We start from the raw sequence: 22,029 nt of genomic DNA, 5'->3' as shown, positions 1-22,029 counted from the left end.
GCCTCGCCACCCCGCCCCAGCCACCGGACGCGCCGCATGACCGACTTTGAAAGCCATCTCGCCCCTTACGCCGCCCGCTCTGCGCAGACGCGCGGGCGGGTGCATGCAGAACCCGCATCGCTGTCGCGCAGCGAATTCCAGCGCGACCGCGACCGGGTCATCCACAGCACGGCGTTCCGGCGGCTCGAGTACAAGACCCAGGTCTTCGTCAACCATGAAGGGGACCTGTTCCGCACCCGGCTGACCCACAGCCTGGAGGTGGCGCAGATCGCCCGCTCGATCGCGCGCAACCTGCGCCTCAATGAAGACCTGGTCGAGGCGATCTCGCTGGCGCACGACCTGGGGCACACCCCCTTTGGCCACGCCGGGCAGGATGCGCTCAATACCTGCATGAAGAACCACGGCGGCTTCGAGCACAACCTGCAGAGCCTGCTGGTGGTGGACGAGCTGGAAGAGCGCTACGGCGGCTTCAACGGGCTGAACCTGACCTTCGAGACGCGCGAGGGCATCCTCAAGCATTGCTCGCGGGTCAATGCCTCGGCGCTGGGTGAGCTGGGCCGGCGCTTCCTGGAGGGCACGCAGCCGTCGCTGGAGGCGCAGCTGGCCAACCTCGCCGACGAGATCGCCTACAACAACCACGATATCGACGATGGCTTGCGCTCGGGGCTGCTGACGCTGGAGCAGCTCGACGAGGTGCCGATGTGGGCCCGCCACCGCGCCGAGGTGGCCGAAGTCTTCCCTGGCGTCAACGGCCGGCGCGCCATCAACGAGACGGTCCGGCGCATGATCAATACGCTGATCGTCGACCTGATCGAGACCACCAGCAGCAATATCGCCGCGGCCAACCCGCGCAATATCGACGCGGTGCGCGCCGCCGGCCCGCTGGTCGGCTTCAGCCCGCAGATGCATGAAGAAGCAGCCGAACTCAAGCGCTTCCTGTTCCGGCACCTGTACCGGCACTACCTGGTGATGCGTATGTCGGCCAAGGCGCAGCGCATTGTCGGCGACCTGTTCCAGGCCTTCATGTCCGACCCGCGCCTGCTGCCGCCGCAGTACCAGGCCAGCCATGGCGGCGACCAGTCGCGTCTGATTGCCCACTACATCGCGGGCATGACCGACCGCTACGCGATCCGCGAGCACCGCCGCATCTTCGCGGTCAGCGAAGGCAACTGACGGCCGCGTTCCGGCTGGCCGTCCAATCGGCGCGCCAGCCTGCCGCATAAGTGGGGACGGATCAGGCTATGATGCGGGCATCTATGCTCGCATGACTGTCATGGCACGCCTTCCCCGCTTTTCCCCCGCCGGTCTGCCCGCCCTGGTGTTGCAGCGCGGCAACAACCGCCAGCCCGTATTCCTGGGGCCGGACGACTACCTGCACTACCTCGACTGCCTGCGCATGGCCGCGCGCGAGCATGACCTTGCCATCCACGCCTACGCGCTGCGGCCCAACCACGTTCACCTGGTGGCCACGCCCAAGGAGTCAGACTCGCTGAGCCTGACCATGCAGGCGGTGGGGCGGCGCTATGCGCGCTACTTCAACCGGGTGGCCAGCCGCACCGGCACGCTGTGGGAAGGGCGCTTCCGTTCCGCGGTGTTCGACCCGGCCCGGTGGATGCTGCCGGCGATGCTCTATGTCGAGGGCAACGCGCTGCGCGCGGGCGAGGTGAGCGCGCCCGAGGGCGACCGCTGGAGCAGCTACCACCATCACGCCGGCATCGAGGCCAGCCCGTTTGTGAGCGACCACTCCGCGTACTGGGAGCTGGGCAATACGCCGTTCGAGCGCCAGTCGAACTACCGGATGCTGAGCGCCGAGGGCCTGTCGGGCAAGACCCTGGAGACCCTGCGCGCCCATGCCCACAGCGGCTGGCCGCTTGGCGACGAAGCGTTCCTGGCCCAATTGGAGCGGCACGCAACACGGCGCGTGCAACCGCTGCCGAAAGGGCGCCCCAAAAAGGTGCAAACGGCACCGGTGGATGTGCCAGAGCCGTCGCATAATTAATATGTCCCCATTTAAATAGATCACCGAAACGGTGCGTAACTTAATGTGATCCGACCCCATTTAAAAATTTTGCGAGGCGAACGCGATTCCCATATAGTTGCTCCACCCACAGTCATTGTGCGGCGCGTCACGCTCGTGTACGCCGCTGCGGCCCGCTGACAGCTTCGTCCCCATTTTCCGTCCCGCCGGTTTCCGGTTTGGGTGGAGGAATAAAGAAAACGAGAAAGCGCGCGGTCCCCGTTCCGGTACGCCCAGCCAGTTCGCGCAGCCTTCACCGGAATTCAGCCCGTGGACCAAACGAAAAATCTTTCGGCCCAAGCGCAGACCAGCGAGTCTTCCCACGCCATTGACCTGCGCCCGCAAGCGCAGGGCATGTACGATCCCAGCAACGAGCATGACGCCTGCGGCGTCGGCATGGTCGCGCATATCAAGGGCAAGAAGTCCCACGAGATCATCTCGCAGGGCCTGAAGATCCTGGAGAACCTGGACCACCGGGGTGCGGTCGGCGCCGATGCGCTGATGGGCGACGGTGCCGGCATCCTGATCCAGATCCCGGACCAGTTCTACCGCGAGGAAATGGCCGCGCAGGGCGTGAGCCTGCCGCCCGCCGGCGAATACGGCGTGGGCATGATCTTCCTGCCGAAGGAACACGCCTCGCGCCTGGCCTGCGAGCAGGAACTGGAGCGCACGGTCCGCCTGGAAGGCCAGGTCGTGCTGGGCTGGCGCGACGTGCCGGTCGACGCCAAGATGCCGATGTCGCCGACGGTGCGCACCACCGAGCCGGTGATCCGCCAGATCTTCATCGGGCGCGGCCGCGACATCATGACCACGGACGCGCTGGAACGTAAGCTCTACGTCATCCGCAAGACCGCCAGCCACGCCATCCAGGCGCTCAGGCTCAAGCACGGCAAGGAATACTTCGTGCCGTCGATGTCGGCCCGTACCGTGGTGTACAAGGGCCTGCTGCTGGCCAACCAGGTTGGCGAGTACTACCTGGACCTGCTGGACCAGCGCGCCGTCTCGGCCCTGGCCCTGGTGCACCAGCGCTTCTCGACCAACACCTTCCCGGCCTGGGAACTGGCCCACCCGTACCGCATGGTCGCCCACAACGGCGAAATCAACACGGTCAAGGGCAACGTCAACTGGATCAACGCGCGCACCGGCGCGATCTCGTCGCCGGTGCTCGGCGACGACCTGCCCAAGCTGTGGCCGCTGATCTACCCGGGCCAGTCCGACACCGCATCGTTCGACAACTGCCTCGAACTGCTGACGATGGCCGGCTACCCGCTCGTCCACGCGATGATGATGATGATCCCGGAAGCCTGGGAGCAGCACACGCTGATGGACGACAACCGCCGCGCCTTCTACGAGTACCACGCCGCCATGATGGAGCCGTGGGACGGCCCGGCCGCGATCTGCTTCACCGATGGCCGCCAGATCGGCGCCACGCTGGACCGCAACGGCCTGCGCCCGGCACGTTTCTACGTGACCGAGGACGACATCGTGGTGCTGGCTTCGGAAGCCGGCGTGCTGCCGTTCCCCGAGTCGCGCATCGTTGAGAAGTGGCGCCTGCAGCCGGGCAAGATGTTCCTGATCGACATGGAGCAGGGCCGCATCATCGACGACAAGGAACTCAAGGACAACCTGGCCAACGCCAAGCCGTACAAGAGCTGGATCGACGCCGTGCGCATCAAGCTGGACGAGCTCGACGCCAAGCCGGAAGACGTTGCCGCCGAGAAGAAGCCCGTGGCCAAGCTGCTGGACCGCCAGCAGGCCTTCGGCTACACCCAGGAAGACGTCAAGTTCCTGATGGCGCCGATGGCGCTGGCCGGCGAGGAAGCCACCGGCTCGATGGGCAACGACTCGCCGCTGGCCATCCTGTCGTCCAAGAACAAGACGCTGTACCACTACTTCAAGCAGCTGTTTGCCCAGGTCACCAACCCGCCGATCGACCCGATCCGCGAGAACATGGTGATGTCGCTGGTGTCGTTCATCGGCCCGAAGCCGAACCTGCTGGAGCTGAACAACATCAACCCGCCGATGCGCCTCGAAGTGTCCCAGCCGGTGCTGGACTTCAAGGACATCGCCAAGATCCGCAACATCGAGCACTACACCGGCGGCAAGTTCCGTTCGTACGAGCTGAACATCTGCTACCCGAAGGCCTGGGGCAAGGAAGGCATCGAAGCGCGCCTGGCCTCGCTGTGCGCCGAAGCCGTGGATGCGGTGCGTTCGGGCTTCAACATCCTGATCGTGTCGGACCGCCGCGTGGATGCCGAGCATGTCGCGATTCCCGCGCTGCTGGCCACGTCCGCCATCCACCACCATCTGGTGGAGAAGGGCCTGCGCACGTCCACCGGCCTGGTGGTCGAGACCGGCACCGCCCGTGAAGTGCACCACTTCGCGCTGCTGGCCGGCTATGGCGCCGAAGCCGTGCATCCGTACCTGGCGATGGAAACGCTGGCCGAAATGGCCCAGGGCCTGTCCGGCGACCTGTCGCCCGAGAAGGCCGTCAAGAACTTCGTCAAGGCGATCGGCAAGGGCCTGTTCAAGGTGATGTCCAAGATGGGCATCTCCACCTACATGTCGTACACCGGCGCGCAGATCTTCGAAGCCATCGGCCTGTCGCGCGAACTGGTGCAGAAGTACTTCCATGGCACCCCGTCGAACGTCGAGGGCATCGGCATCTTCGAGGTGGCCGAGGAAGCCCTGCGCCTGCACCGCGACGCCTTTGGCGACAACCCGGTGCTGGAAAGCATGCTCGACGCCGGCGGCGAATACGCCTTCCGCATCCGCGGCGAAGAGCATATGTGGACCCCGGACTCGGTCGCCAAGCTGCAGCACTCGGTGCGCGCCGACGACGGCAAGGGCGCCTACCAGACGTACAAGGAATACGCCAACATCATCAACGACCAGAGCAAGCGCCACATGACGCTGCGTGGCCTGTTCGAGTTCAAGGTCGATCCGGCCAAGGCGATTCCGCTGGAAGAGGTGGAGTCGGCCAAGGAGATCGTCAAGCGCTTCGCCACCGGTGCGATGTCGCTCGGCTCGATCTCGACCGAAGCCCACACCACGCTGGCGCTGGCGATGAACCGCATCGGCGGCAAGTCCAACACCGGCGAAGGCGGCGAGGACGAGAAGCGCTACCGCAACGAGCTGCGCGGCATCCCCATCAAGCAGGGCGATACCCTCAAGGGCCTGCTGGGCGACAACGTGATCGAACGCGACCTGGAGCTGCAGGAAGGCGATTCGCTGCGCTCGAAGATCAAGCAGGTGGCGTCGGGCCGTTTCGGCGTGACCGCCGAATACCTGGCTTCGGCCGACCAGATCCAGATCAAGATGGCGCAGGGCGCCAAGCCCGGCGAAGGCGGCCAGCTGCCCGGCCACAAGGTCTCGGACTACATCGGCAAGCTGCGTTACTCGGTGCCGGGCGTGGGCCTGATCTCGCCGCCCCCGCACCATGACATCTATTCGATCGAGGATCTGGCACAGCTGATCCACGACCTGAAGAATGTCAACCCAGTGTCGGACATCTCGGTCAAGCTGGTGTCCGAAGTCGGCGTCGGCACGGTGGCCGCGGGCGTGGCCAAGGCCAAGGCCGACCACGTCGTGATCGCCGGCCATGATGGCGGCACCGGCGCTTCGCCGTGGTCGTCGATCAAGCACGCCGGCACGCCGTGGGAGCTGGGCCTGGCCGAAACGCAGCAGACCCTGCTGCTCAACGGTCTGCGCAACCGCATCCGCGTGCAGGCCGACGGCCAGATGAAGACCGGCCGCGACGTCGTCATCGGCGCGCTGCTGGGGGCCGACGAATTCGGCTTCGCCACGGCGCCGCTGGTGGCCGAGGGCTGCATCATGATGCGCAAGTGCCACCTGAACACCTGCCCGGTGGGCGTGGCCACGCAGGATCCGCAGCTGCGCAAGAAGTTCCAGGGCAAGCCGGAACACGTGGTCAACTTCTTCTTCTTCGTGGCAGAAGAGGCCCGCGAGATCATGGCCCAGCTGGGCATCCGCAAGTTCGACGAGCTGGTCGGCCGCGCCGACCTGCTCGACACCAAGCCCGGCATCGAGCACTGGAAGGCGCGCGGCCTGGACTTCGGCCGCATCTTCCACCAGGTGTCGCTGGGCGCGGACGTGCCGCTGTACCACACCGACGTGCAGGACCACGGCCTGTCGGCCGAGGCCGGCAAGGCGCTGGACCACGTGCTGATCGCCAAGGCCCGCCCGGCGATCGAGAAGGGCGAGCGGGTCTCGTTCATCCAGCCGGTGAAGAACGTCAACCGTACCGTCGGCGCGATGCTGTCGGGCGTGGTGGCGCGCCAGCATGGCCACGAAGGCCTGCCGGACGACACCATCCACATCCAGCTGCAAGGCACCGCCGGCCAGTCGTTCGGCGCGTTCCTGGCGCACGGCATCACGCTGGACCTGGTGGGCGACGGCAACGACTATGTCGGCAAGGGCCTGTCGGGCGGCCGCGTGATCGTGCGCGCTCCGCATGAGTTCCGCGGCGACCCGACCCGCAACATCATCGTCGGCAACACCGTGCTGTACGGTGCCATCGCCGGTGAAGCGTTCTTCAACGGCGTGGCCGGCGAGCGCTTCGCGGTGCGCAACTCGGGTGCGGTGGCAGTGGTGGAAGGTACCGGCGACCACGGTTGCGAGTACATGACTGGCGGCACGGTGGTGGTGCTGGGCGGCACCGGACGCAACTTCGCGGCCGGCATGTCGGGCGGCGTGGCCTACGTCTACGACGAGGACGGCCTGTTCGACAAGCGCTGCAACACCTCGATGGTGGCGCTGGAAGCGGTGCTGGCCTCGGCCGACCAGGAGAAGGGCCAGCCCGAGGCTTCGTGGCACAAGGTCGACGGCAAGCGCGTGCTGGATGAAGTCATCCTGCGCAACCTGATCGAGCAGCATTTCCGCTACACCGGTTCCGAGCGCGCCAAGGCGCTGCTGGCCGACTGGACCACGGCACGCCGCAAGTTCGTCAAGGTTTTCCCGACCGAGTACAAGCGCGCGCTGGGCGAGATGTACGCCAAGGAACAGGCCGCCCGCGACAGCGACCGCGAAGCCATCGCGGCCTGAGCGAGCGCAACGCAACCACGCAGAGGGGCCGCGGCAGCCGCCGCGGCCCTGACAAGATTCTGACCCCACCGCAGGGCTGGCGACGCCGCCGGTCCCGCGCAGCATGACCAAGGACGCAACATGGGTAAGGCGACTGGCTTTCTCGAATTTCCGCGCCAGAACGAAGGCTACGAACCGGTAGTCAAGCGCGTGAAGCACTACAAGGAATTCGTGTTCGCGCTGTCCGACAGCGAAGCGAAGATCCAGGGTGCGCGCTGCATGGACTGCGGCATCCCGTTCTGCAACAACGGCTGCCCGGTCAACAACATCATTCCCGACTTCAACGACCTGGTGTACCGCCAGGACTGGAAGTCGGCGATCGAGGTGCTGCACCAGACCAACAACTTCCCCGAGTTCACCGGCCGCATCTGCCCCGCACCATGCGAGGCCGCCTGCACGCTGGGCATCAATGAACTGCCGGTTGGCATCAAGTCGATCGAGCACGCCATCATCGACAAGGCCTGGGAAGAGGGCTGGGTCAGGCCGCAGCTGCCGCGCCACAAGACCGGCAAGACCGTGGCCGTGGTCGGCTCCGGCCCCGCCGGCATGGCTGTCGCGCAGCAGCTGGCACGCGCCGGCCATGACGTGACCGTGTTCGAGAAGAACGACCGCATCGGCGGCCTGCTGCGCTACGGCATCCCCGACTTCAAGATGGAGAAGACGCTGATCGACCGCCGCATCGAGCAGATGCAGGCCGAAGGCGTGACCTTCCGTCCGGGCGTGATGGTGACCGACGGCGAACTGCCGGCCGGCATCAAGAACTACGCCCGTGAAACCATCTCGGCCCAGGCCCTGATGGACCAGTTCGACGCCGTGGTGCTGGCTGGCGGCTCGGAAGTGCCGCGCGACCTGCCGGTGCCGGGCCGCGACCTGGCCGGCATCCACTTCGCGCTGGAATTCCTGATCCCGCAGAACAAGGAAGTGGCCGGCGACGGCGAAAACGAGATCCGCGCCGAGGACAAGAACGTGATCGTGATCGGTGGCGGCGATACCGGCTCCGACTGCGTGGGTACATCCAACCGCCATGGCGCCACCTCGGTGACGCAGTTTGAACTGCTGCCGCAGCCGCCGGAAGAAGAGGACAAGCCGCTGGTGTGGCCGTACTGGCCGATCAAGCTGCGCACCTCGTCGTCGCACGATGAAGGCTGCGAGCGCGACTGGTCGGTCGCCACCAAGGAATTCATCGGCGAAAACGGCAAGGTCACCGCACTGAAGGCCTGCCGCGTCGAATGGAAGGATGGCCGCATGCAGGAGGTCGAAGGCAGCGAGTTCATCCTGCCGGCCGACCTGGTGCTGCTGGCGATGGGCTTCACCAACCCGGTGGGTTCGATGCTGGAAGCGTTTGGCGTGGATACCGATGCGCGCAAGAACGCCAAGGCCTCGACCGAGGGCGAGCGTGCTTACCACACCAACGTGCCCAAGGTGTTCGCCGCCGGCGACGTGCGCCGTGGCCAGTCGCTGGTGGTGTGGGCGATCCGCGAAGGCCGTCAGGCCGCGCGTTCGGTCGATGCCTTCCTGATGGGCCACACCGAACTGCCGCGCTGATTCACCCCGGCAGGAACAAAAAGCCCGCCTGGCGCAAGCCGGCGGGCTTTTTGCCGTGCTGGCGCCGGCGCAGCTCAGTCGGCCAGCGTGCGCTCCATCAGCACCGCACTGGCGCCGTAGCTGGCCAGCTTGTCCGCATGGGCGGCGGCCGTGTGGGCCGCCACCGGGGCGTACCCGAGCCTGCGCCACCAAGGCGCGGCCGACTGCACCGCGATCAGCCGCGAACGCCGCAGCCCCGCCGCGCGCGCGGCCGCCTGTGCCGCGGCGTACAGGCGCGGCGCCAGGCCCGCGCCGCGTCCGGCGGGCGCCACCGCCATGTCGTGCACGAACCAGGTGAGGGCGTCCGGCCCGGCGCCATGGCGCCAGCCATGGTCGAGCAGGCCGTCCAGCGGCGGCAGGGTGGCTTCGGGCCAGGCGTGGGTAAAGAGGTAGGCGGCGAGCGCGCCGGGATGTCCGGGATCGTCCGCGACCCAGCAGGTGGCGGGGGACAGCGCCAGCCGGCTTGCCAGCGCGGCCTGGCTCTCCAGCAGGACTTCGGTATAGCAGCTGGCTTGTACCGCCAGCACGGCCGGCAGGTCGGCTGTGACCATCGGCCGCACGGTGAAAATCGTCATCGGCCGATTATAGCCGGCGAGGTCCGTGCATCCATGCCCGCCATGGCGCGTTTGGCAAGGCCTGGCGGGGCCTTCAGGGTTCTCCCGGCTATGGTTTACGTGCCTGTGGTGCCCTGAGCAATGTCCTTACAATTTTCAAAAAACAACTAACGGAAACTGCCTCGCAAATCCTTTTTCCCCAGAACCAGCTTGCCGCCTCCTCAGGGGACCGGCCGGAGGAAATTGATGCCCGAAGTGCGCAATTTGTCGCGGCTTTGGCGAGGTAAAGCGAAGTTCGCGCCGCGCCCCCCACTGGGCGCAGTCCGGCGCTGGCTCCGGTCTTTCCTGTGCCTGTATGCCCTGGGGTGTGCCACGCTGGCGCTTGCGGTGCCAGCCATGCCGGCGCATGCGGGGACCCAGCAGCTCGCCCGCAGCATGTCGTTCCCCGACCGCCCGATGCGCCTGATCGTGCCATTCCCGGCCGGCGGCGTTGCCGATGCGGTGGCGCGCATGCTGGCCGAGCGCCTCTCCGTGCGGCTGGGCGTGCCGGTGGAGGTCGACAACCGACCTGGCGCCGCCGGCACCATCGCCGGCGACGTGGTCGCCAAGGCCAGCTCCGATGGCCACACCCTGTTGTTGCACCAGGCCAATATGCTGATCCAGCCCGGACTGGAGCCGGTGCCGTACGACGTCGTGCGCGATTTCACGCCGGTTGCGCGCGTGGCCACCACGCCGCTGTTCCTGGTGATCGATGCCCGGCTGCCCATGCGCACGCCGGAGCAATGGATGACCGCGGTCAGGTCGAACCCGGGCTCCTACAGCTATGGCTACGGCCAGCCGGGCAGCCCCTCCCACCTGTACGCCGAGTACGCCGTGCGCGGCATCCGCAGCGGCGTGCCGCTGGTCACCGCCAAGGGTGAGGCCGCCGTGGTCCAGGAGATGCTGGCCGGCCGCGTCAGTGCCTGTTTCTGTTCGTTTGCCGCGGTCCAGGGCCAGGTCAGGAGCGGCGGGCTGCGCCTGCTCGGGGTGACGGGCGTGGCCCGCTCGCCGCTGGCGCCGCTGGTGCCGACGTTGCAGGAGTCGGGGCTGGAAGGCTATGCCGCGGCCGCCTGGTTTGGCGTGATGGCGCCGGCCAAGACCCCGCGCGCGATCGTCGCCAGGCTGGCGGTCGAGCTCGACGCGGTCATGTCCGAGCGCGAGGTGCGTTCGCGCCTGCAGGCGGCGGGGGTCACGCCGCTGCGCGATTCGCCGGAGGCGTTTGCCACCGCGATCCGCTCGGAATCTATCCAATGGCAGGTGATCCTGAAGGACGTCTCGCCGATACAGGAGCCTTGAGCAGCAAAGGGATGGGCAGGTTTGGGGGGCTAGGGCAAGTCTGGGAGGCTCCCCCGACGGGGGCATGTGGCGCGGGGCACACGGGCGCCAGCAGGGCTAGGTAGTACACCTTATAATGCGCGACTGTCCTGACCGGTGCCAACGTGACCGATTCTGCTCAAAACCTCGTCGAACTGACTGCGGTGGACTTCGCCTATGCGGACCACGGCAAGCCGATCCTGTCCGGCCTGACCATGCAATTCCCGCGTGGCAAGGTGATTGCGGTGATGGGCGGCTCGGGTTGCGGCAAGACCACGGTGCTGCGGCTGATCGGCGGCCAGGTCCGTCCGCAGGCAGGCACGGTCAGCTTTGCCGGCACCGATATCCACACGCTGGATACCCGCGGCCTGTACACGGTGCGCCGCCAGATGGGCATGCTGTTCCAGTTCGGCGCACTGTTTACCGATCTGTCGGTGTTCGACAATGTGGCGTTCCCGCTGCGCGAGCACACCGACCTGCCCGACTCGATGATCCGCGATCTGGTGCTGATGAAGCTCAACGCGGTCGGCCTGCGCGGCGCGCGCGACCTGATGCCGGCGCAGATCTCGGGCGGCATGGCGCGGCGCGTGGCGCTGGCGCGCGCGATTGCGCTGGACCCGGCGCTGCTGATGTATGACGAGCCCTTTGCCGGGCTGGACCCGATCTCGCTCGGACTGACCGCGCGCCTGATCCGCAGCCTGAACGACGCGCTGGGCGCCACCACGATCATCGTCTCGCACGACGTGCACGAGACCTTCCAGATCGCCGACTACGTCTATTTCATTGCCGACGGCCGCATCGTCGCGCAGGGCGAGCCCGAGGCGCTGCGTGCCTCCACCGACCCGTTCGTGCACCAGTTCGTCCATGCCGAGGCCGACGGCCCGGTGCCGTTCCACTACGCCGGACCTTCGCTGGCCGAGGATTTCGCCGGAGGAGCGCGGTGACGGACTTCTTTACCACCATCGGCGCGGCCGTGCGCCGCAGCGTGTCGGGGCTGGGCCGCGCCACGCGCATGTTCCTGACGCTGCTGGGCCTGTCGCCGACGCTGCTGCGCCGCTTCCGCCTGGTGACCGACCAGGTCTTCTTTGTCGGCAACCTGTCGCTGGTGATCATCGCGGTGTCGGGCCTGTTCGTCGGCTTCGTGCTTGGCCTGCAGGGCTACTACACGCTGAACCGCTACGGGTCCGAGCAGGCGCTTGGGCTGCTGGTGGCGTTGTCGCTGGTGCGCGAGCTGGGCCCGGTGGTGACCGCGCTGCTGTTCGCCGGCCGCGCCGGCACCTCGCTGACTGCCGAGATCGGCCTGATGAAGGCGGGCGAGCAGCTGACGGCCATGGAAATGATGGCGGTGAACCCGCTGCAGCGCGTGATCGCGCCGCGCTTCTGGGCAGGCGTGATCGCCATGCCGGTGCTGGCGGCGATCTTCAGCGCGGTCGGCATCCTGGGCGGCTACGTGGTGGGCGTGCAGTTGATCGGCGTTGACGCCGGCGCCTTCTGGTCGCAGATGCAGGGCGGCGTCGATGTGCGCGCCGACGTGCTCAATGGCGTGATCAAGAGCTTTATCTTTGGCATTGCCGTGACGTTTATTGCCCTGTACCAGGGCTTCGAGGCCAAGCCCACGCCGGAAGGCGTCTCGCGCGCGACCACCCGCACCGTGGTGATTGCGTCGCTGGCCGTGCTGGGGCTGGATTTCCTGCTGACCGCGCTAATGTTCAGCAACTGACGCGGGCCATACCAACGACAAGACAGCGACAAGAACACTACGGGGTTGAAGAAAGAGATTCCAATGAAAAAGAACGCACTCGATTTCTGGGTGGGGCTGTTCGTGGCGGCGGGGTTCGTCGCCGTGCTGTTCCTGGCCCTCAAGGCGGGGAACATGAGCGCCTTTTCCTTCCAGGACACCTACAGCGTGCAGGCGCGCTTTGACAACATCGGCGGGCTCAAGCCGCGCGCGCCGGTCAAGAGCGCGGGCGTGGTGGTCGGCCGCGTGGCGGCGATCCGCTTCGACGACAAGACCTACCAGGCCACCGTCGAGATGAGCCTGGAGAAGCGCTACCAGTTCCCCAAGGACACCTCGGCCAAGATCCTGACATCCGGATTGCTCGGCGAGCAGTACATCGGCCTTGAAGCCGGCGGCGACGCCGCCATGCTGGCCGAAGGCGCGCGCATCACCATGACGCAGTCGGCCGTGGTGCTGGAAAACCTGATCGGACAGTTCCTGTACAACAAGGCGGCAGATGCCGGCGGCGGTGCGCCGGCCGGTGCCAGCGCGCCGGCGCCGGCAGGGGACCTCAAATGAGCGCTGCGCCATCGTTCTGCAAGGGCCTGGCCGCAGTCGCTGCCGCGGCCGTGCTCGCCGGTTGCGCCACGGGCCCCACCGCCAATCCGAAAGACCCGCTTGAGCCGTTCAATCGCGAAATCTCGAAGATCAACGAAGACTTCGACAAGGGCATCCTGCGGCCGGTGGCCCAGGTCTATGCCGACTACATGCCCACGCCGGTGCAGCGCGCGGTGGAGAACTTCTTCTCCAACGTGAGCGATGTCTACTCGGCGGCGAACAACCTGCTGCAGGGCAAGCCCACCCGCGCCGCCGAGGACACCATGCGGGTGGCCATGAACACCGTGCTGGGGATCGGCGGCCTGATCGACATCGCCACCCCGGCCGGCCTGCCCAAGTACAAGGAAGACTTCGGCCAGACGCTGGGCGTGTGGGGCGTGCCGCCCGGGCCGTACCTGGTGCTGCCGCTGTTCGGGCCGAGCACCGTGCGCGACACCGGCGGCATGCTGGTGGACCGCAGTTTCGACCCGTCGGCCTATCTCTATCCGGTATCGCTGCGCAATTCGCTGACCGGCGTGCGCATCGTTGCCGGCCGGGCGCAGTTGCTCGGCGCCAGCAACCTGCTGGAGCAGGCGGCGCTGGACAAGTACTCGTTCCTGCGCGATTCCTACCTGCAGCGGCGCCAGTACCTGGTCTACGACGGCAACCCGCCCGACGGCGACGAGGATGCGGACAGCGCCCCGGAGACCCCGGCGGCGCGCCCTGAAGCCCCTGCCGGGACCGAAGGTGAAACGCCCGCGACGCCCGCCACGCCGGCTGCGCCGTCGCAGCCTGCAGCACAGGCGCCCGCCGCGCCGCCGGCCGACGCCTCGGCCCCGGCCGCCACCCCGGCGCAGCCTGCGCAGACGCCCTCGGGCGACCTGCAGCCTGAGAGCCAGAGCTTGCCGATACCGCCCATGGATCCGATGCAGCGGATCATGCCGGGGGTGCGTATCCGCTGACCCTGCGCGGCGCGGGCGGCTCCAGGGTCCGCGCCAGGCTGTGAATGCCCTGTGAGGGCTGAAACAATTTGTTTGTAAGTAGTGGGAAAGGCGCTTGCGGGTGCAACCACCGCCCCGCGCTTATGTTCCAATCTCCGCAAGGCCGCGCGCCAGCCTGGCGCCTGGCCAGTTCGCCCTCGGCGAAGAACGTCTTTGATAAAGAAGGAAAATCCATGATAAAGCGACTGTTGGTCCCCTTCCTTACGGTAGTTGCCTTCGCAGGCACGGCGCATGCCCAGGTGGCGGCCCAGGACGCGGCCACCCCGGACGGGCTGGTCAAGGCCGTGGTCAACGACGTGATGATCACCGTCAGGGCCGACAAGGACATGCAGGCCGGCAATATCGCCAAGATCACCGCGCTTGTCGAACAGAAGATCATCCCCAACGCCAACTTCCAGAAGACCACGCAGATCGCCATGGGCCGCAACTGGTCCAAGGCCACGCCCGAGCAGCAGAAGCAGATCACCGAGGAATTCAAGACCCTGCTGATCCGCACCTATGCCGGCGCCATTGCCCAGATCCGCGACCAGACCGTGCAGTACCGCCCGTACCGCGGCACGGCTGACGATACCGATGCCACCATCCGCACCCAGGTCGTCAACAAGGGCGAGCCGATCCAGATGGACTACCGCCTGGAAAAGACCGCCCAGGGCTGGAAGGTCTATGACATCAACGTGCTGGGCGCTTGGCTGACCGAAGCCTACAAGGGCAGCTTCAATACCATCGTCGGCCAGCAGGGCGTCGAGGGCGTGATCAAGACGCTGCAGGACCGCAACCGCCAGCTGGCCAGCGCCAAGAGCTGAGGCGCCTGCCCAACGGTGCGCCGCTGCAATGCAGCACGGCGCACCGATCTGCTCTACAATGGCCGCTCGCGGCACAGACTCCCGCCCGACGTGCGGGAGTCGTCGTTTTTGCCACTGTATTCAAGCTACCGATCCCCAGGCCACGCATCCATGCTCTCGCTAGGTACCTCGCTGACCAACCAGAACGCCGCCGCCGTGCTGCGTGACGGGCTGGCGCGCCTGGCGCAGGGCGAGGTGCAGGTCGACTGCACCGGCCTGGCGCAGGTGGATTCCTCCGCGGTCGCCGTGCTGCTGGCATGGAACCGCGCCGCCGCCGCGCGCAAGCAGGCGCTGTCGCTGCGCGGCGTGCCGCCGCAGCTGTCGCAACTGGCCAGCCTGTACGGCGTGGACGGTCTGCTGGGCCTGGCCCCCGCGGCCGCAGCGCAGGTGCACCACCACCGACATTGATCCGGCATCGCCGGTCGCCAGCACGGCGGCCGCCCGCGATGCCGCGGCGACGGCCCTGCGCGGTCGCCGAGCCCCTGGGGGCGGATCAAGCGGGACCATCCCCGCATCCCCTATAATTCCGGGTTGTTCGCCCATCCCCCCGCCTGCTACCGGTTCATGCCATGCCGGGCCAGGAAGTCCGGGCACGCAGTTGCTCCCCAATTCCCGGCGGCCGGCCCCAAAAATGCCGAACCCGCCACAAACAATCGGCCATGAAAGCCATTGAAATCCACGACGTTCGCAAGCGCTACCGCAACCTGCAGGCGCTCAAGGGCGTCAGCTTCACCGTCGAACGCGGCGAATTCTTCGGCCTGCTCGGGCCCAACGGCGCCGGCAAGACCACGCTGATCTCGATCCTCGCCGGCCTGAACCGCGCCGATTCCGGCCGCGTCAGTGTGCTTGGCCACGATGTCGTTGCCGACTACCGGATGGCCCGGCGTATGCTGGGCGTGGTGCCGCAGGAGCTGGTGTTCGATCCGTTCTTCACGGTGCGCGAGACGCTGCGGCTGCAGTCGGGCTACTTTGGCCTGACCCGCAACGACGACTGGATCGACGAGATCATGGCCAACCTGGACCTGACCGGGAAAGCCGACGCCAATATGCGCCAGCTCTCGGGCGGCATGAAGCGGCGCGTGCTGGTGGCGCAGGCGCTGGTGCACCGCCCGCCGGTGATCGTGCTGGACGAGCCCACTGCCGGTGTGGACGTGGAACTGCGCCAGACGCTGTGGAAATTCATCTCGCGCCTGAACCGGGAAGGGCACACCATCATCCTGACCACGCACTACCTGGAAGAGGCCGAGGCCCTGTGCGACCGCATTGCCATGCTCAAGTTCGGCGAGGTGGTGACGCTGGACCGCACCAGCAACCTGCTGACGCAGTTTGCCGGCCTGCAGCTGGTGCTGACCTTTGCGCGCGGCGTCCTGCCGCCGGCGCTGGAGCCGCTGCGCATGCCGGCCAACCCCGGCGAGCGCGCGGTGCGCCTGCGATTGTCGGGCTACCAGGCGGTTGAACCGATCCTGGCCGCCTGCCGCGAAGCGGGCTGTGACATCGAAAACATGGAAATCAACAAGGCCGACCTCGAGGACGTATTTGTGCAGATCATGCGCCGCGAGGGGCATATGCCCGGTGCGCTGCCCGATCCGGCGATGGAGGCCGTGGCATGAAGCAGCCTGGCGATATCGAGGTCCTGGACGACACCGGCCTCGGGCCGATGGCCGTGGGCGGCCTGGTGGGTTTCCGCACCCTGCTGTACAAGGAAGTGCTGCGTTTCTGGAAGGTGAGCTTCCAGACCGTGGCCGCGCCGGTGCTGACCGCGGTGCTGTACCTGCTGATCTTCGGCCATGTGCTGGAAGACCGGGTCAAGGTCTATGACCAGATCAGCTACACCGCCTTCCTGGTGCCCGGCCTGGTGATGATGAGCGTGCTGCAGAACGCGTTTGCCAACAGCTCGTCATCGCTGATCCAGTCCAAGATCACCGGCAACCTGGTGTTCGTGCTGCTGCCGCCCTTGTCGCACTGGGAAATGTTCGGCGCCTATGTGGTGGCCTCGGTGATCCGCGGGCTGACCGTGGGCCTGGGCGTGCTGCTGGTGACGGCGTGGTTTGCCAACCTGCATTTTGCCAATGTGGGCTGGATCCTCGTCTTTGCGCTGCTGGGTGCGGGCATCCTAGGCACGCTGGGCCTGATCGCCGGCATCTGGGCCGAGAAATTCGACCAGCTGGCCGCGTTCCAGAACTTCCTGATCATGCCGGCGACCTTCCTGTCCGGCGTGTTCTATTCGATCCATTCGCTGCCCGCCTTCTGGCAGGCGGTGTCCCATGCCAATCCGTTCTTCTACATGATCGACGGTTTCCGCTATGGCTTCTTCGGCGTCTCGGACGTGTCGCCGCTGTTCAGCCTGGCGGTGGTCGGATCGGCGTTCGTGGTGCTGGCCGCGCTGGCGCTGCGCTTGCTGAAGTCCGGATACAAGCTGCGCCACTGAACTGTGGCCGGCCATACTGAATCACGCTGAAGAGAACCCCATGCTGCCTACACCGGAACAAGTCAGGGATTACATTGCCCAAGGACTGCCCTGCGAACATCTGCAAGTCGAGGGCGATGGCCAGCACTTCTTTGCCACCATCGTCAGCGCCGAATTTGAAGGCAAGCGGCTGATCCAGCGCCACCAGCGCGTCTATGCCGCGCTGGGCGACCGCATGCGTGCCGAGATCCACGCGCTGTCGATGAAGACGCTGACGCCTGCCGAGTGGCAGGCGGGCGAAGGCAAGTAAGCCCCGCCAATATGCGCCGCGCCACCCGCGCGGCCCCAGAACCATGACGCCGGGCGCGTGCCCGGCTCCAGACGACAGAACATGGACAAATTCCAGATCCACGGCAATGGCCCGCTGAAGGGCGAAATCCGCGTGTCGGGCGCCAAGAACGCAGCCCTGCCGATCCTGTGCGCGGGCCTGCTGACGGCGGATACCGTTTCGCTGGACAACGTGCCTAACCTGCAGGACGTGCGCACCACCCTCAAGCTGCTGCGCCAGATGGGCATGCAGGCCGAGCTGGATGGCGCCCGCGTGACCCTGAACGGCGCCGACGTCAACGTGCTCGAGGCCCCGTACGAGCTGGTCAAGACCATGCGCGCCTCGATCCTGGTGCTGGGCCCGCTGGTGGCCCGCTTCGGCGAGGCCCGCGTGTCGCTGCCCGGCGGCTGCGGCATCGGCGCGCGCCCGGTCGACCAGCACATCAAGGGCCTGCAGGCGATGGGCGCCGAGATCACCATCGAACACGGCTTTATCCATGCGCGGGCCAAGCGCCTGAAGGGCGCGCGCGTGGTCACCGACATGATCACCGTGACCGGCACCGAGAACCTGCTGATGGCCGCCACGCTGGCCGAAGGCGAGACCGTGCTGGAAAACGCCGCGCGCGAGCCCGAGGTGACCGACCTGGCCCAACTGCTGGTCAAGATGGGCGCGAAGATCGAAGGCATCGGCACCGACCGCCTGGTAGTGCAGGGCGTGGAGCGCCTGCATGGCGCCAGCCACAGCGTGATCGCCGACCGCATCGAGGCCGGTACCTTCCTGTGCGCCGCCGCCGCGACGCTGGGCGACCTGGTGCTGCGCGGCGTACAGCCGGACATCCTCGACACCGTGCTCGACAAGCTGCGCGAAGCCGGCGCAAAACTCGAGACCGGCGCCGACTGGATCCGCCTGGCCATGCCCCAACGCGCGAAGGCCGTGAGTTTCCGCACCTCGGAATACCCGGCCTTCCCGACCGATATGCAGGCGCAGTTCATGGCGCTCAATGCCGTGGCCGAAGGCACCGCGCGCGTGACCGAGACCATCTTCGAAAACCGCTTCATGCACGTGCAGGAACTGAACCGCCTGGGCGCCGACATCGCGGTCGAAGGCAATACCGCGGTGGTCAACGGCGTGCCGCGCCTGTCGGGCGCCAACGTGATGGCGACCGACCTGCGCGCCTCGGCCAGCCTGGTGATCGCCGGCCTGGTGGCCGATGGCGAGACCGTGATCGACCGCATCTACCACCTGGACCGCGGCTACGACCGCATGGAAGACAAGCTGTCGGCAGTGGGCGCGAAGATCCGCCGCATTGCCTGAGGAAGTCCGATGAGCCCCACTTTCAACGCATCGCCCAACCAGCTGACGCTGGCGCTGTCCAAGGGCCGCATCTTCACCGAGACGCTGCCGCTCTTGGAAGCCGCCGGCATCCGCGTCACCGAGGACCCCGAGACCTCGCGCAAGCTGATCCTGCCGACCTCCGACCCGGCCGTGCGCGTGGTGATCGTGCGCGCCTCGGACGTGCCGACCTACGTCCAGTATGGCGCCGCCGATTTCGGCGTGGCCGGCAAGGACGTGCTGATGGAAAGCGGCATGGCCGGCCTGTACGCGCCGATCGACCTGAACATCGCGCGCTGCCGCATGTCGGTGGCGGTGCCGGCCGGGTTTGACTATGCCAACGCGGTGCGCCAGGGCGCGCGCCTGGCCGTGGCCACCAAGTATGTGCAGACCGCGCGCGAGCATTTTGCGAAAAAGGGCGTTCACGTCGACCTGATCAAGCTGTACGGTTCGATGGAGCTGGGCCCGCTGGTGGGCCTGTCCGACGCCATCGTCGACCTGGTCAGCACTGGCAGCACGCTGCGCGCCAACAACCTGGTTGAAGTCGAAGAGATCGTGCAGATCTCGTCGCGGCTGGTGGTGAACCAGGCCGCGCTCAAACTCAAGCGCGAGCGGCTTGCGCCGATTCTCGACGCATTCGAACGGGCTTCGGCGGCGCTGGCGTAAGGCCACACCAGGCCCGCGCCGACTGAGAGGAAAGTAGTCATGAACGCAACCGAAATGGAAAACCTGCCGATCCGCCGGCTCGATTCCAGCAAGCCTGGCTTTGCCGAGGCGCTGCGCCAGGTGCTGGCCTTCGAGGCTGGCGAGGACGAGGCCATCGATCGCGCCGCGGCGCAGATCCTGGCTGACGTGAAGGCGCGCGGGGATGCCGCGGTGCTGGAATACACCAAGCGCTTCGACCGCGTGGAAGCGTCGTCGATGGGCGCGCTGGAGGTGTCGCAGCAGCAGCTCGAAGCCGCGCTCGAAGACCTCGAGCCCAAGCGCCGCGCCGCGCTGGAGGCCGCCGCCGCGCGCGTGCGCGCCTACCACGAGAAGCAGAAGATCGAATGCGGCAGCCACAGCTGGGAATACACCGAGGCCGACGGCACCATGCTCGGCCAGAAGGTGACGCCGCTGGACCGCGTCGGCATCTATGTGCCGGGCGGCAAGGCCGCGTATCCGTCGTCGGTGCTGATGAACGCAATCCCGGCGCGCGTGGCGGGCGTGAAGGAAATCATCATGGTCGTGCCCACGCCGGGCGGCGTGCGCAATGAGCTGGTGCTGGCCGCCGCGCAGATCGCCGGCGTGGACCGCGTGTTCACCATCGGCGGTGCCCAGGCGATTGGCGCGCTGGCCTACGGCACGGCGACGCTGCCGCAGGTCGACAAGATCGTCGGCCCGGGCAATGCCTATGTGGCCGCGGCCAAGCGGCGCGTATTCGGCACCGTCGGCATCGACATGATTGCCGGCCCGTCCGAGATCCTGGTGATCTGCGACGGCACCACCGACCCCGACTGGGTGGCGATGGACCTGTTCTCGCAGGCCGAGCACGACGAACTGGCGCAGTCGATCCTGCTGTGCCCGGACGCCGGCTATATCGCCCGCGTCGAAGCCAGCATCCAGCGCCAGCTCGGCACCATGCCGCGGCGCGAGGTGATTGCCGCCTCGATCTCCGGCCGTGGCGCGCTGATCAAGGTTCGCGACATGGAAGAGGCCTGCGAGATCGCCAACGCGATCGCGCCCGAGCACCTGGAGATCTCCGCCGAGAACCCGCGCCAGTGGAGCGAGAAGATCCGCCACGCCGGCGCCATCTTCCTGGGCCCCTATACCAGCGAGTCGCTCGGCGATTACTGCGCAGGCCCGAACCACGTGCTGCCGACCTCGCGCACCGCGCGCTTCTCTTCGCCGCTGGGCGTCTATGACTTCCAGAAGCGTTCGAGCCTGATCGAAGTGAGCGAGGGCGGGGCGCAGATGCTCGGCCAGATCGCCGCCGAGCTGGCCTATGGCGAAGGCCTGCAGGCCCACGCCCGCAGCGCGGAATATCGGTTCACCAAACGCAGTTGATCTACTGACCCACGCTGCCTGATAACGCAGCCAACTTTGGAGTTCCCATGTCAGCCGTAGAGCCCTCCCTGATCGAACGCATCATCCGTGACGACGTGCGCGCCATGGGCGCCTACCACGTGCCGGATTCGCACGGTCTGGTCAAGCTCGACGCGATGGAGAACCCGTACCGGCTGCCTCCCGATCTGCGCCGCGAACTGGCCGAGCGCCTGGGCGAGGTCGCGCTGAACCGCTACCCCGTGCCCAGCAGCGAAGCGCTGCGCGCCAAGCTGAAGACTGTGATGCAGGTGCCCGCCGGCATGGACGTGCTGCTTGGCAACGGCTCCGACGAGATCATCAGCATGCTGGCGCTGGCCGCGGCCAGGCCCGGCGCCAAGGTGATGGCGCCGGTGCCGGGCTTCGTCATGTACGCAATGTCGGCGCAGTTCGCCGGCCTGCAGTTCGTCGGCGTGCCGCTGCGCGCGGACTTCACGCTCGACCGCGCCGCCATGCTGGCGGCGATGGCCGAGCACCAGCCCGCCATCATCTACCTGGCGTACCCGAACAACCCCACCGGCAACCTGTTCGATGCCGCCGACATGGAGGGCATCGTCCGCGCCGCCCAGGGCGAGGTCTGCAACAGCCTGGTGGTGGTCGACGAGGCCTACCAGCCGTTCGCGCAGCACAGCTGGATGCCGCGCCTGACGGAATTCGGCAACCTGCTGGTGATGCGCACCGTGTCCAAGCTGGGCCTGGCCGGCATCCGCCTGGGCTACTTGGCCGGCGCGCCCGAATGGCTGTCGCAGCTGGACAAGGTGCGCCCGCCGTACAACGTCAACGTGCTGACCGAAGCCGCCGCGCTGTTCGCGCTGGAGCACGTGTCGGTGCTGGACGAACAGGCCGCCCAGCTGCGCGACGAACGCACCTGCGTGGCCGAAGGCATGGCCGCGCATGCGGGCGTGACGGTGTTCCCCAGCGCCGCCAATTTCCTGCTCGCGCGCGTGCCGGATGCCGCACAGACGTTCGACCGGCTGCTGGCCCGCAAGGTATTGATCAAGAACGTGAGTAAAATGCACCCGTTGCTGGCCAATTGTCTGCGCGTCACGGTCAGCACCCCCGAAGAAAACGCGCAGTTCCTTGAGGCATTCGCAGCGTCGCTGCAGGATTAA

The 22,029-nt window shown here is 67.0% G+C and carries 19 protein-coding genes; 18 read left to right on the top strand and 1 reads right to left on the bottom strand.

What is annotated here, in order from left to right:
• The first annotated feature begins 36 nt into the window (after nucleotides 1-36).
• The 4 genes from AC3WLE_RS24435 to AC3WLE_RS24420 all read left to right on the top strand — a co-directional run bounded on the left by AC3WLE_RS24435 (nucleotide 37) and on the right by AC3WLE_RS24420 (nucleotide 8,665).
• On the top strand, nucleotides 37-1,173 hold the full coding sequence (locus tag AC3WLE_RS24435) for a deoxyguanosinetriphosphate triphosphohydrolase (protein ID WP_010812349.1): 1,137 nt from the start codon (nucleotides 37-39) through the stop codon (nucleotides 1,171-1,173).
• 100 nt (nucleotides 1,174-1,273) lie between these two features.
• Nucleotides 1,274-1,999 (top strand): transposase, encoded by a 726-nt coding sequence (locus AC3WLE_RS24430; protein WP_492320421.1) that lies wholly within the window; start codon nucleotides 1,274-1,276, stop codon nucleotides 1,997-1,999.
• A gap of 288 nt (nucleotides 2,000-2,287) precedes the next feature.
• Nucleotides 2,288-7,081 (top strand): glutamate synthase-related protein, encoded by a 4,794-nt coding sequence (locus AC3WLE_RS24425; RefSeq protein WP_492357212.1) that lies wholly within the window; start codon nucleotides 2,288-2,290, stop codon nucleotides 7,079-7,081.
• A gap of 120 nt (nucleotides 7,082-7,201) precedes the next feature.
• Nucleotides 7,202-8,665, top strand: a complete 1,464-nt coding sequence (locus tag AC3WLE_RS24420; protein WP_492320419.1) for a glutamate synthase subunit beta — start codon at nucleotides 7,202-7,204, stop codon at nucleotides 8,663-8,665.
• A gap of 74 nt (nucleotides 8,666-8,739) precedes the next feature.
• On the opposite strand, the gene AC3WLE_RS24415 is transcribed toward AC3WLE_RS24420, so the two are convergent.
• Nucleotides 8,740-9,279: a GNAT family N-acetyltransferase gene (locus AC3WLE_RS24415; RefSeq protein WP_492320418.1), complete on the bottom strand. Its 540-nt coding sequence runs from the start codon at nucleotides 9,277-9,279 to the stop codon at nucleotides 8,740-8,742.
• Between the two features lie 225 nt (nucleotides 9,280-9,504).
• Here AC3WLE_RS24415 and AC3WLE_RS24410 point away from each other — a divergent pair, with 225 nt between their 5' ends.
• From AC3WLE_RS24410 to hisC, 14 genes are all read left to right on the top strand, one after another.
• On the top strand, nucleotides 9,505-10,593 hold the full coding sequence (locus AC3WLE_RS24410) for a Bug family tripartite tricarboxylate transporter substrate binding protein (RefSeq protein ID WP_492320417.1): 1,089 nt from the start codon (nucleotides 9,505-9,507) through the stop codon (nucleotides 10,591-10,593).
• Nucleotides 10,594-10,736: 143 nt separating this feature from the next.
• Nucleotides 10,737-11,555: an ABC transporter ATP-binding protein gene (locus AC3WLE_RS24405; protein ID WP_492320416.1), complete on the top strand. Its 819-nt coding sequence runs from the start codon at nucleotides 10,737-10,739 to the stop codon at nucleotides 11,553-11,555.
• Nucleotides 11,552-12,331: a lipid asymmetry maintenance ABC transporter permease subunit MlaE gene (mlaE, locus tag AC3WLE_RS24400; RefSeq protein WP_492320415.1), complete on the top strand. Its 780-nt coding sequence runs from the start codon at nucleotides 11,552-11,554 to the stop codon at nucleotides 12,329-12,331. Before AC3WLE_RS24405 ends, mlaE begins: the two co-directional genes overlap by 4 nt.
• Before the next feature lie 63 nt (nucleotides 12,332-12,394).
• Complete coding sequence (gene mlaD / locus AC3WLE_RS24395; RefSeq protein ID WP_492320414.1) at nucleotides 12,395-12,907, top strand: outer membrane lipid asymmetry maintenance protein MlaD; 513 nt, start codon at nucleotides 12,395-12,397, stop codon at nucleotides 12,905-12,907.
• Nucleotides 12,904-13,887, top strand: a complete 984-nt coding sequence (locus tag AC3WLE_RS24390) for an MlaA family lipoprotein (protein WP_492357211.1) — start codon at nucleotides 12,904-12,906, stop codon at nucleotides 13,885-13,887. Before mlaD ends, AC3WLE_RS24390 begins: the two co-directional genes overlap by 4 nt.
• A 212-nt stretch (nucleotides 13,888-14,099) precedes the next feature.
• A complete protein-coding gene (locus tag AC3WLE_RS24385) occupies nucleotides 14,100-14,729 on the top strand; it encodes an MlaC/ttg2D family ABC transporter substrate-binding protein (protein WP_492357210.1) in 630 nt (209 codons plus the stop codon).
• A gap of 114 nt (nucleotides 14,730-14,843) precedes the next feature.
• A complete protein-coding gene (locus tag AC3WLE_RS24380) occupies nucleotides 14,844-15,176 on the top strand; it encodes an STAS domain-containing protein (RefSeq protein ID WP_492357217.1) in 333 nt (110 codons plus the stop codon).
• Nucleotides 15,177-15,427: 251 nt separating this feature from the next.
• Nucleotides 15,428-16,378, top strand: coding sequence for an ABC transporter ATP-binding protein (locus AC3WLE_RS24375; protein ID WP_010812337.1), 951 nt, complete (start codon nucleotides 15,428-15,430; stop codon nucleotides 16,376-16,378).
• The gene (locus AC3WLE_RS24370) at nucleotides 16,375-17,196 is read left to right on the top strand and encodes an ABC transporter permease (RefSeq protein ID WP_010812336.1); all 822 of its coding nucleotides are present in this window, start codon (nucleotides 16,375-16,377) and stop codon (nucleotides 17,194-17,196) included. The genes AC3WLE_RS24375 and AC3WLE_RS24370 overlap by 4 nt, the downstream gene beginning before the upstream one ends.
• Before the next feature lie 40 nt (nucleotides 17,197-17,236).
• Entirely contained in the window at nucleotides 17,237-17,485 is a 249-nt protein-coding gene (locus AC3WLE_RS24365) for a BolA family protein (protein ID WP_010812335.1), read from the top strand.
• Between the two features lie 81 nt (nucleotides 17,486-17,566).
• The gene (gene murA, locus AC3WLE_RS24360; RefSeq protein WP_011616142.1) at nucleotides 17,567-18,817 is read left to right on the top strand and encodes a UDP-N-acetylglucosamine 1-carboxyvinyltransferase; all 1,251 of its coding nucleotides are present in this window, start codon (nucleotides 17,567-17,569) and stop codon (nucleotides 18,815-18,817) included.
• A 9-nt stretch (nucleotides 18,818-18,826) separates the two neighbouring features.
• Nucleotides 18,827-19,501: an ATP phosphoribosyltransferase gene (hisG, locus tag AC3WLE_RS24355; RefSeq protein WP_010812333.1), complete on the top strand. Its 675-nt coding sequence runs from the start codon at nucleotides 18,827-18,829 to the stop codon at nucleotides 19,499-19,501.
• Between the two features lie 39 nt (nucleotides 19,502-19,540).
• A complete protein-coding gene (gene hisD / locus AC3WLE_RS24350; RefSeq protein ID WP_035826019.1) occupies nucleotides 19,541-20,881 on the top strand; it encodes a histidinol dehydrogenase in 1,341 nt (446 codons plus the stop codon).
• A 47-nt stretch (nucleotides 20,882-20,928) separates the two neighbouring features.
• Nucleotides 20,929-22,029 carry a histidinol-phosphate transaminase gene (gene hisC, locus AC3WLE_RS24345; RefSeq protein ID WP_492320411.1) on the top strand — a complete coding sequence of 367 codons (1,101 nt, stop codon included), beginning with the start codon at nucleotides 20,929-20,931 and terminating at the stop codon, nucleotides 22,027-22,029.

This window comes from Cupriavidus sp. FW306-1B-F12B (genome assembly GCF_058781795.1).
The sequence above is the reverse complement of the archived record's forward strand: the minus strand, read 5'-3'. Positions and strand labels throughout refer to the sequence as shown.

What these genes read in the sequence shown, in the direction of transcription:
- AC3WLE_RS24435 (WP_010812349.1), top strand. Translation starts at nt 37, where the DNA reads ATGACCGACTTTGAAAGCCATCTCGCCCCTTACGCCGCCCGCTCTGCG.
- AC3WLE_RS24430 (WP_492320421.1), top strand. Translation starts at nt 1,274, where the DNA reads ATGGCACGCCTTCCCCGCTTTTCCCCCGCCGGTCTGCCCGCCCTGGTG.
- AC3WLE_RS24420 (WP_492320419.1), top strand. Translation starts at nt 7,202, where the DNA reads ATGGGTAAGGCGACTGGCTTTCTCGAATTTCCGCGCCAGAACGAAGGC.
- AC3WLE_RS24415 (WP_492320418.1), bottom strand. Translation starts at nt 9,279, where the DNA reads ATGACGATTTTCACCGTGCGGCCGATGGTCACAGCCGACCTGCCGGCC.
- AC3WLE_RS24410 (WP_492320417.1), top strand. Translation starts at nt 9,505, where the DNA reads ATGCCCGAAGTGCGCAATTTGTCGCGGCTTTGGCGAGGTAAAGCGAAG.
- mlaD (WP_492320414.1), top strand. Translation starts at nt 12,395, where the DNA reads ATGAAAAAGAACGCACTCGATTTCTGGGTGGGGCTGTTCGTGGCGGCG.
- AC3WLE_RS24390 (WP_492357211.1), top strand. Translation starts at nt 12,904, where the DNA reads ATGAGCGCTGCGCCATCGTTCTGCAAGGGCCTGGCCGCAGTCGCTGCC.
- AC3WLE_RS24385 (WP_492357210.1), top strand. Translation starts at nt 14,100, where the DNA reads ATGATAAAGCGACTGTTGGTCCCCTTCCTTACGGTAGTTGCCTTCGCA.
- AC3WLE_RS24375 (WP_010812337.1), top strand. Translation starts at nt 15,428, where the DNA reads ATGAAAGCCATTGAAATCCACGACGTTCGCAAGCGCTACCGCAACCTG.
- AC3WLE_RS24370 (WP_010812336.1), top strand. Translation starts at nt 16,375, where the DNA reads ATGAAGCAGCCTGGCGATATCGAGGTCCTGGACGACACCGGCCTCGGG.
- AC3WLE_RS24365 (WP_010812335.1), top strand. Translation starts at nt 17,237, where the DNA reads ATGCTGCCTACACCGGAACAAGTCAGGGATTACATTGCCCAAGGACTG.
- murA (WP_011616142.1), top strand. Translation starts at nt 17,567, where the DNA reads ATGGACAAATTCCAGATCCACGGCAATGGCCCGCTGAAGGGCGAAATC.
- hisG (WP_010812333.1), top strand. Translation starts at nt 18,827, where the DNA reads ATGAGCCCCACTTTCAACGCATCGCCCAACCAGCTGACGCTGGCGCTG.
- hisD (WP_035826019.1), top strand. Translation starts at nt 19,541, where the DNA reads ATGAACGCAACCGAAATGGAAAACCTGCCGATCCGCCGGCTCGATTCC.
- hisC (WP_492320411.1), top strand. Translation starts at nt 20,929, where the DNA reads ATGTCAGCCGTAGAGCCCTCCCTGATCGAACGCATCATCCGTGACGAC.